15 protein-coding genes and 3 pseudogenes are annotated in these 11,716 nt (G+C 46.3%); 8 read left to right on the forward strand and 10 right to left on the reverse strand.

Annotated elements, in window-relative coordinates:
- Window positions 1-58: 58 nt before the first annotated feature.
- Complete coding sequence (gene rnd / locus C0K55_RS20060; protein WP_001516274.1) at window positions 59-1,174, forward strand: ribonuclease D; 1,116 nt, start codon at window positions 59-61, stop codon at window positions 1,172-1,174.
- A gap of 97 nt (window positions 1,175-1,271) precedes the next feature.
- On the opposite strand, the pseudogene C0K55_RS20065 reads toward rnd, so the two are convergent.
- Window positions 1,272-1,380 (reverse strand): annotated as a pseudogene (locus tag C0K55_RS20065) (tartrate dehydrogenase); the annotation flags it as partial.
- 1 nt (window position 1,381) lies between these two features.
- Between C0K55_RS20065 and C0K55_RS20070 the strand changes: the two are divergent.
- The 5 genes and pseudogenes from C0K55_RS20070 to C0K55_RS20090 all read left to right on the forward strand — a co-directional run.
- Window positions 1,382-1,702: pseudogene (locus C0K55_RS20070) on the forward strand (LysR substrate-binding domain-containing protein); the annotation flags it as partial.
- A gap of 126 nt (window positions 1,703-1,828) precedes the next feature.
- A complete protein-coding gene (leuE, locus tag C0K55_RS20075; protein ID WP_000457213.1) occupies window positions 1,829-2,467 on the forward strand; it encodes a leucine efflux protein LeuE in 639 nt (212 codons plus the stop codon).
- Window positions 2,468-2,638: 171 nt separating this feature from the next.
- On the forward strand, window positions 2,639-2,998 hold the full coding sequence (gene yeaR, locus C0K55_RS20080; protein ID WP_000939314.1) for a DUF1971 domain-containing protein YeaR: 360 nt from the start codon (window positions 2,639-2,641) through the stop codon (window positions 2,996-2,998).
- 3 nt (window positions 2,999-3,001) lie between these two features.
- Window positions 3,002-3,184, forward strand: a complete 183-nt coding sequence (locus C0K55_RS20085; RefSeq protein ID WP_000513737.1) for a DUF1869 domain-containing protein — start codon at window positions 3,002-3,004, stop codon at window positions 3,182-3,184.
- 147 nt (window positions 3,185-3,331) lie between these two features.
- A complete protein-coding gene (locus tag C0K55_RS20090) occupies window positions 3,332-3,580 on the forward strand; it encodes a GlsB/YeaQ/YmgE family stress response membrane protein (protein WP_000512152.1) in 249 nt (82 codons plus the stop codon).
- A gap of 58 nt (window positions 3,581-3,638) precedes the next feature.
- On the opposite strand, the gene yoaJ is transcribed toward C0K55_RS20090, so the two are convergent.
- Genes yoaJ through C0K55_RS20105 form a run of 3 tightly spaced genes read right to left on the reverse strand, consistent with a single transcriptional unit; the run spans window position 3,639 to window position 4,872 of the window.
- Window positions 3,639-3,713 carry a protein YoaJ gene (yoaJ, locus tag C0K55_RS20095; protein ID WP_001386836.1) on the reverse strand — a complete coding sequence of 25 codons (75 nt, stop codon included), beginning with the start codon at window positions 3,711-3,713 and terminating at the stop codon, window positions 3,639-3,641.
- A 2-nt stretch (window positions 3,714-3,715) separates the two neighbouring features.
- Window positions 3,716-3,814, reverse strand: coding sequence for a YoaK family small membrane protein (locus C0K55_RS20100; RefSeq protein ID WP_001219350.1), 99 nt, complete (start codon window positions 3,812-3,814; stop codon window positions 3,716-3,718).
- Window positions 3,815-3,846: 32 nt separating this feature from the next.
- Window positions 3,847-4,872, reverse strand: a complete 1,026-nt coding sequence (locus tag C0K55_RS20105; protein WP_105266211.1) for a sensor domain-containing diguanylate cyclase — start codon at window positions 4,870-4,872, stop codon at window positions 3,847-3,849.
- 184 nt (window positions 4,873-5,056) lie between these two features.
- Here C0K55_RS20105 and C0K55_RS20110 point away from each other — a divergent pair, with 184 nt between their 5' ends.
- Entirely contained in the window at window positions 5,057-5,311 is a 255-nt protein-coding gene (locus tag C0K55_RS20110) for a putative hemolysin (protein WP_001516276.1), read from the forward strand.
- 21 nt (window positions 5,312-5,332) lie between these two features.
- On the opposite strand, the gene C0K55_RS20115 is transcribed toward C0K55_RS20110, so the two are convergent.
- The gene (locus tag C0K55_RS20115; protein ID WP_001516277.1) at window positions 5,333-5,680 is read right to left on the reverse strand and encodes a DUF488 domain-containing protein; all 348 of its coding nucleotides are present in this window, start codon (window positions 5,678-5,680) and stop codon (window positions 5,333-5,335) included.
- A 97-nt stretch (window positions 5,681-5,777) separates the two neighbouring features.
- Entirely contained in the window at window positions 5,778-6,224 is a 447-nt protein-coding gene (locus tag C0K55_RS20120) for a DUF441 domain-containing protein (protein WP_001516278.1), read from the reverse strand.
- Window positions 6,225-6,391: 167 nt separating this feature from the next.
- Between C0K55_RS20120 and yoaI the strand changes: the two genes are divergently transcribed.
- The gene (gene yoaI, locus C0K55_RS20130; RefSeq protein ID WP_050558860.1) at window positions 6,392-6,496 is read left to right on the forward strand and encodes a small membrane protein YoaI; all 105 of its coding nucleotides are present in this window, start codon (window positions 6,392-6,394) and stop codon (window positions 6,494-6,496) included.
- Here yoaI and yeaK read toward each other — a convergent pair whose 3' ends face one another.
- The 4 genes and pseudogenes from yeaK to C0K55_RS20150 form a co-directional block, all read right to left on the reverse strand.
- The gene (gene yeaK / locus C0K55_RS20135; RefSeq protein ID WP_105266210.1) at window positions 6,497-7,000 is read right to left on the reverse strand and encodes a mischarged aminoacyl-tRNA deacylase; all 504 of its coding nucleotides are present in this window, start codon (window positions 6,998-7,000) and stop codon (window positions 6,497-6,499) included.
- A gap of 42 nt (window positions 7,001-7,042) precedes the next feature.
- Entirely contained in the window at window positions 7,043-8,533 is a 1,491-nt protein-coding gene (gene dgcJ / locus C0K55_RS20140) for a diguanylate cyclase DgcJ (protein WP_001516279.1), read from the reverse strand.
- A gap of 180 nt (window positions 8,534-8,713) precedes the next feature.
- A pseudogene (locus C0K55_RS20145) lies at window positions 8,714-10,164 on the reverse strand (sensor domain-containing diguanylate cyclase).
- Window positions 10,165-10,336: 172 nt separating this feature from the next.
- On the reverse strand, window positions 10,337-11,620 hold the full coding sequence (locus C0K55_RS20150; RefSeq protein WP_000219671.1) for a YeaH/YhbH family protein: 1,284 nt from the start codon (window positions 11,618-11,620) through the stop codon (window positions 10,337-10,339).
- Window positions 11,621-11,716 lie beyond the last annotated feature (96 nt).

An 11,716-nucleotide genomic window follows, 5' to 3' on the forward strand; every position in this document is an offset into this window, starting at 1 on the left:
CGGTTAATCCGGCGTTTTTTTTGACGCCCACTAAAGAGAATACAATTTGAATTACCAAATGATTACCACGGACGATGCGCTGGCTTCTTTGTGTGAAGCCGTCCGTGCCTTTCCGGCGATAGCCCTGGATACTGAATTTGTACGTACGCGCACCTATTACCCGCAACTTGGGTTGATTCAACTTTTTGATGGCGAACATCTGGCGCTAATCGATCCACTCGGGATCACCGACTGGTCACCGCTGAAAGCGATCCTGCGCGATCCTTCCATCACCAAATTTCTCCATGCGGGCAGTGAAGATCTGGAAGTGTTCCTCAATGTCTTTGGTGAGTTACCACAACCTCTGATTGACACGCAAATCCTCGCCGCATTCTGTGGACGCCCGATGTCATGGGGCTTTGCCTCTATGGTGGAAGAGTATTCCGGCGTTACGCTCGACAAGAGCGAATCGCGCACCGACTGGCTGGCCAGACCGCTAACCGAGCGTCAATGCGAATACGCGGCGGCGGACGTCTGGTATCTGTTACCGATCGCCGCAAAGCTGATGGTTGAAACGGAAGCCTCTGGTTGGCTACCTGCGGCACTGGATGAATGCCGCCTGATGCAAACGCGTCGTCAGGAGATCGTTGCGCCAGAAGACGCATGGCGTGATATCACCAATGCCTGGCAATTACGCACGCGCCAACTCGCCTGTCTGCAACTGCTAGCCGACTGGCGGCTGCGTAAGGCTCGGGAGCGCGATCTGGCGGTGAACTTTGTCGTGCGTGAAGAGCATTTGTGGTCGGTAGCGCGTTATATGCCGGGCAGTCTGGGCGAGCTGGATAGCCTGGGCTTATCCGGTAGCGAAATCCGCTTCCACGGTAAGACGTTGCTGGCGCTGGTAGAGAAAGCGCAGGCATTGCCAGAAGAGGCCTTGCCGCAGCCGATGCTTAACCTGATGGATATGCCCGGTTATCGCAAAGCGTTTAAAGCGATTAAGTCGCTGATTACTGACGTGAGTGAAACGCACAAGATCAGCGTCGAATTGCTGGCATCGCGTCGGCAAATCAACCAATTGCTGAACTGGCACTGGAAATTAAAACCACAGAATAATTTGCCAGAGCTGATTTCCGGCTGGCGTGGTGCGCTGATGGCGGAAGCATTACACAATTTATTGCAGGAATATCCGCAATAAAACGTGCGTAAGCCGGACAAGGTGCGTTATGCGCTGCATCCGGCTTCGGATAAACTACAAATCCAACACCAGTCGGTTCAAATAAACTGGTTTGACCTTAACGCAAAATAATTTTGCAAATAGCGTCAGTAAATTGTGGCGTGGTGGCTGCCTTTCATATCCGGTGTTTTTGGCCCGTGAGTAATCACATCTTCAATCGCTTCCAGGTTTGGTGTCTGGCAATTGCGCAATAAAGAAGGGCAGCATACGATTAAAGTTACCGGGCCGATGTTGTCTAACCATGGGGAAATTGTGCATCAGTGGTGCCTCGATGGCCAGGGGATTGCGCTGCGTTCCTGGTGGGATGTCAGTGAAAATATTGCCAGTGGTCATTTAGCGCAAGTGCTACCGGAATATTACCAGCCAGCGAATGTCTGGGCGGTATATGTATCAAGGCTGGCGATGTCAGCGAAGGTGCGGATAACGGTAGAGTTTTTACGCCAGTATTTTTCCCAACACTATCCGAATTTTTCACTGGGCCAGGCATGAATAACAATTCAATTGTCCAGTTATTGTCAGGTTAAAACCTGATTTTCTCCTTTCTAAGCCGTTGCGGATTGGTTAGCATATTCACCTTTAATCGCGCATGATCCAAAGAGAATTAAAGAGGTTAATGTGTTCGCAGAATATGGGGTTCTGAATTACTGGACCTATCTGGTTGGTGCCATTTTTATCGTGTTGGTGCCAGGGCCGAATACCCTGTTTGTGCTTAAAAATAGCGTCAGCAGTGGAGTGAAAGGTGGTTATCTTGCGGCCTGTGGTGTATTTATCGGTGACGCGGTATTGATGTTTCTGGCGTGGGCTGGTGTCGCAACCTTAATTAAGACCACACCGATATTATTCAATATCGTACGTTATCTTGGCGCGTTTTATTTGCTCTATCTGGGGGGTAAAATTCTTTACGCCACCCTGAAAGGTAAAAATAACGAGGCTAAATCAGATGAGCCACAATATGGTGCCATCTTCAAGCGCGCATTAATTTTGAGTCTGACTAATCCGAAAGCCATTTTGTTCTATGTGTCGTTTTTCGTACAGTTTATTGATGTCAATGCGCCACATACTGGGATTTCATTCTTTATTTTGGCGACAACACTGGAATTGGTAAGCTTCTGTTATTTGAGCTTCCTGATTATTTCAGGTGCATTTGTCACGCAATACATTCGCACCAAGAAGAAACTAGCCAAAGTGGGCAACTCGCTGATTGGTCTGATGTTTGTTGGTTTTGCCGCACGACTGGCGACGCTGCAGTCTTAATGCTTTCAGCCCGCGATGCTGCGGGCTTCCCTCCTGAAATGCATCTGTATTCACCGTTTGATGATGCTAAAAAGTAACCAATAAATGGTATTTAAAATGCAAATTATCAGGCGTACTCTGAAACGGCTGAAATAAATGGTTTTCAGCATATTTACTGAAGGAGGGAAAAGGATGCTGCAAATCCCACAGAACTACATTCATACGCGCTCAACACCTTTCTGGAATAAACAAACTGCGCCTGCCGGAATATTCGAACGTCATCTTGATAAAGGAACGCGTCCGGGTGTTTATCCACGCCTGTCCGTTATGCATGGGGCGGTCAAATATCTCGGCTACGCCGATGAACACAGCGCAGAACCTGATCAGGTGATCCTCATCGAAGCAGGTCAATTCGCGGTGTTCCCGCCAGAAAAGTGGCACAATATTGAAGCCATGACTGACGATACTTATTTCAACATTGACTTCTTCGTTGCTCCTGAAGTCCTGATGGAAGGTGCAAAACAACGGAAAGTCATTCATAGCGGGAAATGAATCATGGGCAAAGCAACGTATACCGTAACCGTCACCAATAACAGTAATGGTGTTTCTGTCGATTACGAAACAGAGACGCCGATGACCTTGCTGGTGCCAGAAGTGGCGGCTGAAGTAATAAAAGATCTCGTCAATACCGTGCGTTCATATGACACGGAAAACGAACATGATGTTTGTGGTTGGTAATAATTGCTAATGTCAGATGGCGCTAATTCAGCGCCATCGCAAAAAAATCCTCTGTGACACACATCACAATTCTTGCTTCTCTTATGTTGTGCTATGCTTTTTATCAGCGACTAACCCGCTAATGCAAAACAGATAAGTGAGGAAACAATGGGCATTCTGTCATGGATTATTTTTGGACTTATTGCCGGTATTCTGGCGAAGTGGATCATGCCTGGTAAAGATGGTGGTGGATTCTTTATGACCATCCTGCTGGGAATTATCGGTGCCGTAGTTGGTGGATGGATCAGTACACTGTTTGGTTTTGGCAAAGTCGATGGCTTTAACTTTGGTAGTTTTGTTGTTGCCGTGATTGGTGCGCTTGTCGTGTTGTTTATCTACAGAAAAGTCAAAAGTTAATGCTGAAAAACACAAAGGCTGCCGACAGGCAGCCTTTGCTATTTTTACCGACGTAGTGTTACCACCATCCCAGCTCGGTGCCAAGAACGACAATAATCGCCACGCCCATCATGATAATCGTTGTTTTTTTCATCTTCATGCCCCTGGGGCCGCATAGCCGCCAATAAAAAACCACGCTAAAAATACGACTGCCGTAATAAAGATTACGACGGGAAAGATAATACCGATTCGCATGTTACCACCAAAGAAAAGGATGTGAATATGCCTCAGGAATGCCTGTCAGAATGCGCGATAAAAGGTGTTTTCTCTTTGTGTTTTTTCTCCTGATACATCGCGATATCGGCAGCGTGCAGGGCACTGTCTGCGTCGGTTGTTTCAGGATCCACTTCAACTATGCCAAGACTGGCACCAGGATAAAACAGCTCAATATCGCCCAAGTGATATTCTCCACGTATTTGCTGTTGAATACGCTCACGCAGTGATGGGATATCCGCGTTTTCATTAACCAGAGATACGACTAAAAATTCATCGCCGCCGAGACGACCAATAATCTCGCCATTTTGATGCAGCTTATTGAGGCGCTCACCAACCTGAATAAGAAACAGATCGCCGCTATTGTGGCCAAAACGGTCATTGATTAGTTTGAAGTTATCCAGGTCGATAAAGGCAATCATGGCTTTACGCTTCAGATGCCGGGCAAGAGAAAACAGCGTCTTCAGGTTATCAAAAATCGCCCGCCGATTAGGTAGCCCAGTTAAAGAGTCAGTATACGACTGCGCAATCAAAGCGGCATTGGCTTCACGTAATTGCTCAACCAGCGCCTCTTTTTGAATATATTGTGCAATCAGCCCGGCGAATAACTGTAAAACCTGCTCTGCGCGCTCACTCCACGGACGCTTCTCGCTGCTGGCGGCGCAAAGCGTGCCATAGAATGAACCATCCGGTAAGTGAACCGGCTTGCTCAGGAATGTCGTGATGCCGAGATTGCGGGCTGCGATGCAGTCACCCCAACGATCGGGAACTTCATCGCTGAAAAAACAGTTTTCATCAATGGCGCGTTTGCACAACGAGTAATCCCACGAGACAGTAAAATTCTCCGGAATGTGCATTTTCTGGCTATTACGGGCGAACAGAATATGTTGCAGGCGCGCGTCAATATCCACTTTTGTCAGATAAGTCGACTCCATGTCGGTGACCATTTCCAGCATCTCCAGAAGCTGCCGAACCAGACTTTCGAGAGAATGTTCTGAGGCGAGTGACTGCGAGACGCGGGCAATGATCTGATCTGACACGAAAGAACTCCAGGATGCTGCGGGTAAAATGCTGATTATTTAATCTTTACAGGCATGATAAAACATCATCAACGAAGATGAAACTAGCCGTAATATATTTTAAGTGAATGTAAAAGAAATAGTGCTGCAAAACAAAACGATACCGCGATATTCTAAGGCGTAGATAAATGTGCGGGATCAATATATGAAAATTCTCAGTTTTGCTCTGCCTTGCCTGCTAATTCTGGCAGGGTGTTCAACTACTTCTCAGCCGGATGCGCCAAAACCGCCGCAGGTTGGCATGGCGAATCCGGCTTCGGTCTACTGTCAGCAGAAAGGCGGTACGCTCATTCCGGTGCAGACACCGCAAGGGGTCAGTAACAATTGCAAATTGCCGGGTGGTGAAACGATTGATGAATGGGCGTTATGGCGGCGGGATCATCCGGCTGGTGAAAAATAACAGCCGGATGCCATGCTAAAATCACAAGCTGCGTAGCCAGTCGGCCAGTACCAGTGCATGGTTTTGCGTGGTATTTTTTGCCGAGTAGAGCAGGGTCAGCGGCTGTTTTTGAGCGATTTCCGCCAGCCGTTTCCCTTCCGACTCGTGTTGCGCCAGTTCAGCAAGATATTGTTCGCGAAAGGTTTTAAAATCGACCACTTCTCCGTGAAAGGCTTTGCGCAACTCTGTTGATGGTGTGATCTCTTTATCCCACTCATCAAGTGCTAAATCAGTTTTTTTGATACCACGCGGCCAGAGGCGGTCGACCAGTACGCGATAACCATCGCTCTGTTCAGCCGGATCATAAACGCGTTTACACTGAATATTCATCGTGTTTGTTCTCCCTTTCACGCATGATTTACCACGTCACTATAGCACTTTGTGGCTGTTGGTTTTTTGTTGTGCCAGTTCTGAGTTCGAAAACAGTCTACTGTTTCCCGATGATCAGAGAGACCAGTCCCGCGGCAATAAGCGGGCCGACCGGTACACCGCGAAACAGTGCCACACCTAAAATTGTGCCTACCAGCAGCCCGGCGACCAGTTGCGGCTGGCTGCCCATTAACGTCACGCCGCGTCCGCCAAGCCAGGAGACAATCACTCCCACGGCAATCGCTACCAGCGATTTCCAGTTCAGAAACGAGTGAATCAGTGTCGAGGGGGGCAGTGTTCCGCTGGCAATAGGGGCCATTACGCCAATGGTCAGAATGATTATCCCGATACTCAGTCCCTGTTTTTCGATCCACGGAAAAAAGGTGCTTAACGGTGTGACGCGGACAATGATCAACACCAGAATTGAAACGGCGACAGTGGTGTTGTGGCTGATAAAGCCCAGCGCAGCTAAGCCGAGCAGGATCAACAAAGTGACATCAAACATCGTGGTTTCCTTGCCAAAAAATAATAACCCGCCTACTTTACGCCTGCTGCTGAAAGGAAGCAGAAAAAAATTACGTGTTATGCATAAAAATCAGGCAAATTGTCATCAAATTGCCACTTGTACACGCTAACAATAACGTGAAAACAGGTATCTTCTGGGGGAAAACCATGAACGATCAAATGCTCGTTGAGACACTGATTATCACGTCATCGTTTTTTGCCATTGCAGTTGTGTTAGTACTGTCCGTTCTGCTTATTGAACGGACCAGCTAGTTACGCAGTACGGCGGAATTTGACCAGTTCTGGTTGCGCAATGCGCAAGTAATCTGCGGTGTTCAGAATTACAGATTTATCCAGCATGCCTGCGTTGAAGGCAATCTCATCGAATCGCTCAAAGAGTAGTGGGTCGGCAACCAGTTTGAGTTTTGGGTGGAAGCTGAAGGGGGGGATAGCGCCAAAGACACAGCCTGTCAGTTCATCGACTTCCGCCGGGCTGGCCAGCGAAGCGCGTAGCCCACCGATGTGACTGGCGAGTTTACTAAGATCAGCCTGTTGATCGGCTGCGAGGATCGCCAGAACATGCTGATTTACGCCATTACCTTTGACTTTACACACCAGTGCTTTAGCTCCCTGACCCAAAGCGGTGCCACGAATTTCTGACACCGCTTCGCATTTACCTACCGCTTCGTGGGTAACGATGCGGTAGTTAGCACCTTCTTGTGATAATAAAGCGATTAACCGCTGATGCGTCACGCTTCCTTTAGTCATTTCAGTCATTTCACGCTCCTGGAATTATAACCAAATAACCACAGAAGATTATCATGAACGGCTGTTTTTGTTCTGCTTATTGACATATAAACGTTCATCAGAAGCTTTATACGCATCATGTAACGTATCGTTTTCTTTCATCGCATAAATACCGGAAGAGAAGCCGATCTCTTTCTTCGGCGCGATATGTTGCAGGCGTTTTTCGATACGTTCAGGCAGTTGCGCGGCAATTTGCGGCGTAGAATCGACCAGAATGATGCAAAATTCATCGCCACCGAGACGGATGGCATAATCGCTTTTACGAATCGACTGCTTAATCGCCTGGGCTAATAATGTAATCGCTAAATCGCCCTCCTGATGACCAAGGGTGTCATTAATTTGCTTTAACTTGTCCATGTCAATTGCAATAAACATGACAGAAGAACCGGATTGCACCAGTTTCTGCAAACGCTGCTCCAGTTCAGGCGTTAATATTTTGCGATTATACAGTCCGGTCATCGCATCACTGATATTTTCGCGCGTCACGTTCTGGTACAAGCGGAAGTGCATCCGGACCATATTCAGCAAAATTAACGCTGTCAAAATCCAGAACAGAACGCTTTTCCACGAAGACGTGATAAAGTAAAGAATATCAATGGATAACGAAACGCGAATACCGCCAGGTAAGTCGTGGACGTAACTGACATACTGAAACAGGTTATCTTCGCTCTGGTTGATAATAATGTCCCGTCCCGAATCTGTATCGGTTAGCGTGACATTAAGAAAACGCCAGAGGAGAGGGCGATCATGAGTGTAAAAGATATTTCGTAGATTATTCTTATTAATATCCAGCAGTACAATACCTTTTAACTGCCTTGCAACATAAACCGGTGTCAGCAAACTCATCACGTTCTGTTTAGTACGCTGATCCTGGTAAATGCTCGATAACACAGTACGTCCGGTAAACACTTTTTCAATATCTTTACGATCAATGCCAATGCTTCCTGATTGCAGGAAGGACCAGTTATTCATCGCGAAGTATTCAACATTGACTGGCTCATAAAAATAGACATAGCGGTCATTGAGATCGAGATAATAGTGAAATTTCTCTTCGGCCATGCCAAGACCGGAACCATAATCATCCTGATGGCGGTTGCCTTCAACTGCCTGATCAAATGCCGGTAAGAGCGCCGCAGCTTCCACAATCGTGTCGCAGTCAGTGGATGCAGTCTGCAATGTTCCGTGTAAACCCGCGTAAGTATGGGCTGTCAGGTTTAAGCCATGGGTATTGTTGGCAGATTCAAAAGCTTCACAGATGGCACGTCGCTGTTCTGGCGACACCTCAGACTGTTTCGCAGCAAGCGCGCGCATCACATGTGCGGCGATACTCTGATTTTGATACTTGTCGTAGAGAAAGGAGGAATCTGCTTTCTGGACGATATAGCGCAAATAAGCACTCATTGCCCTGTCGCTGGCGACAAGTTCAAAAATAAGGAAGGAAGATGTCAGCACAATGACACTTGCGGCGATAAAATGCCGGAGCATTCTATGGTGCAATTTCATGATAAATGGCACTCCTTCGGTTAGTGAAACGAGAAAACCAGATAAAGTTCGATTGCGGCCTGGTACAGGGGCGCTAATTATACTCATCTCTGCGCCGCTGGGGAGGGGAAATTTAGGGGTATTGATAATAAATTGTATGCCAAAGCCACGCAAAACGCATGGCTGTGAATAATTTTGCACTCAAATATAATGAATAATCACTTTGTTGCCACCATCATTTTTCGCTTCTCGTAACGCTTTATCAGCTTCCGTCATGACAAGCGAGATATTACGCGTGTCGCCAGTGGAAAAAACACAGCCAATGCTGATGGTCATTTGTTCAGGGACATTATATCTATTACTAAAACCGGTCAGTAGTTCGACATTTTTACGCACCCGATCGGCGATAATTTTTGCCTGGGCAGCATTCAATTCGGTAAATAGTAAACCGAACTCTTCACCTTCCAGACGCGCGAAGATGTCATCGGGGCGGATACTTTGCTGGATAATATCGACAATTGAAACCAGAACTTTATCGCCCACATGATGACCCCACTGAGCATTTATGCGTTTGAACTGGTTAATATCTACCAGCATGATACAAAAATCCTTCACAACAGGGCGAGAGAGTAATGACTCTACACTGTTGAAAAAGTGACGGCGGTTATAAATATTGGTCAGTACATCATAAACCGCCAGTTTACTGGCAAGTTGTAGTTCCTGAAAAATGTTATAAATCAGGAAAGAAACCACAAACAGTTTACTGGAAACCTCAATACCGCGGCTGATATACCAGATGGTGTAATTATATTCATCCAGAGTCAGTAGCAACAAGTTACAACAGAGTGAGGCCAGACATAATAACGCGATTGACGGCCAAAGTTCGCTCGCTAAACCTGTCCGTGTGATAATAAAAAATAGTAAACATGCCCACAGACAAACCAGAATCTTGGTGTAGTTAATACCCCAACTCGCAGTATTATTATTCGGGCAGTAATCTACGACATATAAGGCATAGTCAGGATTATAACTGCTCAGGTTGTGCGCCAGTAATGGAAACAACATAAAAGGTATTAGTGCCAGCAACAGGATGCAGGTTTTTTTCTTGTTGTTTGTCAGAATGCTGTTTCGGTCATAACAGAAAAGAGCCAGCGATGCTAAGCTAATAAAACTTAGTTGGCGAAAAAGATAGAAAATGGAAACGTCATTCGATTTCGTCTGGATCAGCGTACTATCGCTGATAGGCTTGTGAATAATAACGATCGTTTCAGTTAAATAGACAAGGCCACTTAAAAAAGCAAGACTTAAAATTAGGGTTGGGAAAATATCTCGATTAGTAAAATACTTCATTAACATGAAAAGGAAAATGACGGCGTTAAGGAAAAATAAAGCCACAACGACCATCAGGTAGTTCATCTGAGGGATGAGCTTTATATTGGCGTTTTCATTATATAAGGTGGTAATGCAAAATAAAATTAATGTCAATAGTAAGCTGAAAATAAAAAAAGCTGTGTGCTTTTAATTTTTGTGTACCCATGGGAACCATAAAAAAGGAGAGCAATCTGAGTAGTCGATTTTATTGATTGCAGAGAAATGGAGTTTTGACCGGGATCAATTATCATTATCAGTAAAAAAGAATTAAAGTATAGCATTGAGAAAAGCGTGCTAACAGAATCATTTTTCCGAATGATTGTTTCATGAAACTAAGTTCTGTAAAGGTTACGCTGTTATATTTAAGTTGTTTGTAAGCTAATGTAGATAATAAATAACTGTATTTACAATTAACTAAAAATCAGCCAGGGAATAATGACCTGGCTGATGGTTTTAGTCTTTAGTAGTTGCATTTTGTTTATGAAATAGTTCGCGGAACACCGGATAAATATCATCCTGATCGCGGATATGCTGCATCGCAAAGTTTTCGAATGTAGATTGCAGATGCTCATATTCCCGCCACAATGTCTGATGAGCGCGACGGGTAATTTCGATATAGCTGTAATAACGAACAACGGGCAACAATTTTTTCGCCAGAATTTCATGGCAAAGCGGAGAGTCATCGGCCCAGTTATCACCGTCCGACGCCTGCGCGGCATAAATATTCCATTGTGCCGGGTTATAACGCTCTTTCACCACCTCATCCATCAGTTTCAGAGCGCTGGAAACAATGGTGCCACCCGTTTCCTGCGAGTAGAAAAACTCATGTTCATCGACTTCTTTCGCCTGGGTATGGTGGCGGATGTAAACGACCTCCACGTTCTTGTAAGTTCTGCTCAGGAACAGATACAGCAAAATATAAAAACGTTTGGCCATATCTTTGGTGGATTGATCCATTGAACCAGAAACGTCCATCAGACAAAACATTACCGCCTGACTGGAGGGATCGGGTCGTTTTTCGTAGTTCTTATAACGTAAATCGAAGGTGTCGATGAACGGAACGCGTTCAATTTTGGCGCGTAATTCGGCAATCTCTTTGCGTAGCCGTTCCTCTTCCAGCAATTGCGCAGGTTCACTGTTGCTGATGATTGCCAAATCTTCTTCCAGAGCATGAAGTTCCCGCCGTTTACCTGCGGTCATCGCGGTACGTCTCGCCAGTGAGTTTTGCAATGAACGCACCACGCTGATATTGGCCGGAACGCCGTTAGCGGTATAACCCGCCCGATGCGTTTTAAACTCGGTCAATTGGCGTTGCTGGTTCTGTTTTAAATTCGGTAAGGCTAAATCTTCAAACAGCAGGTCGAGATATTCGTCTTTCGAAATCTGGAAGACAAATTCATCCTGACCTTCACCGTCCTGACTAGCCTGGCCCTGACCACTACCGGAACCGCCGCTGCCGCCCTGGGGACGTTCAATGCGATCGTTCTGGATGAAATGGTCGTTACCCGGGTGAACGCGATGGCGCAGGCCGCCACGCCCCTGATGAAACATCGGTTCGCTAATATCTTCCGTTGGAATGGAGACGGACTCGCCGCTGTCGACGTCAGTCACCGAACGCTTATTAATGGCCTCGGAGATCGACTGTTTAATTTGCGCTTTATAACGGCGTAAAAAACGCTGGCGATTCACCATGCTTTTGTTTTTGCCGTTCAGACGCCGGTCAATAAACCAGGTCATATGCCCCCCGTACTGCATTTGCCAACTGTATGCTGCACCTGTATTGCCGGACACGCTTCGCTTATCCGGCCTACGGTTCGCTGTCGTTGTAGGCCC

Origin of the sequence: Escherichia sp. MOD1-EC6098, assembly GCF_002965865.1 — a bacterium.
Classification (GTDB): domain Bacteria; phylum Pseudomonadota; class Gammaproteobacteria; order Enterobacterales; family Enterobacteriaceae; genus Escherichia; species Escherichia marmotae.

Bases quoted from the DNA above. Each gene is read 5' to 3' on its own strand.
- yeaK (WP_105266210.1), bottom strand. From the start codon at position 7,000: ATGACTGAAATGACTAAAGGAAGCGTGACGCATCAGCGGTTAATCGCT.
- yoaI (WP_050558860.1), top strand. From the start codon at position 6,392: ATGAACGATCAAATGCTCGTTGAGACACTGATTATCACGTCATCGTTT.
- C0K55_RS20150 (WP_000219671.1), bottom strand. From the start codon at position 11,620: ATGACCTGGTTTATTGACCGGCGTCTGAACGGCAAAAACAAAAGCATG.
- C0K55_RS20090 (WP_000512152.1), top strand. From the start codon at position 3,332: ATGGGCATTCTGTCATGGATTATTTTTGGACTTATTGCCGGTATTCTG.
- C0K55_RS20115 (WP_001516277.1), bottom strand. From the start codon at position 5,680: ATGAATATTCAGTGTAAACGCGTTTATGATCCGGCTGAACAGAGCGAT.
- C0K55_RS20085 (WP_000513737.1), top strand. From the start codon at position 3,002: ATGGGCAAAGCAACGTATACCGTAACCGTCACCAATAACAGTAATGGT.
- C0K55_RS20110 (WP_001516276.1), top strand. From the start codon at position 5,057: ATGAAAATTCTCAGTTTTGCTCTGCCTTGCCTGCTAATTCTGGCAGGG.
- dgcJ (WP_001516279.1), bottom strand. From the start codon at position 8,533: ATGAAATTGCACCATAGAATGCTCCGGCATTTTATCGCCGCAAGTGTC.
- yeaR (WP_000939314.1), top strand. From the start codon at position 2,639: ATGCTGCAAATCCCACAGAACTACATTCATACGCGCTCAACACCTTTC.
- C0K55_RS20120 (WP_001516278.1), bottom strand. From the start codon at position 6,224: ATGTTTGATGTCACTTTGTTGATCCTGCTCGGCTTAGCTGCGCTGGGC.
- C0K55_RS20100 (WP_001219350.1), bottom strand. From the start codon at position 3,814: ATGCGAATCGGTATTATCTTTCCCGTCGTAATCTTTATTACGGCAGTC.
- rnd (WP_001516274.1), top strand. From the start codon at position 59: ATGATTACCACGGACGATGCGCTGGCTTCTTTGTGTGAAGCCGTCCGT.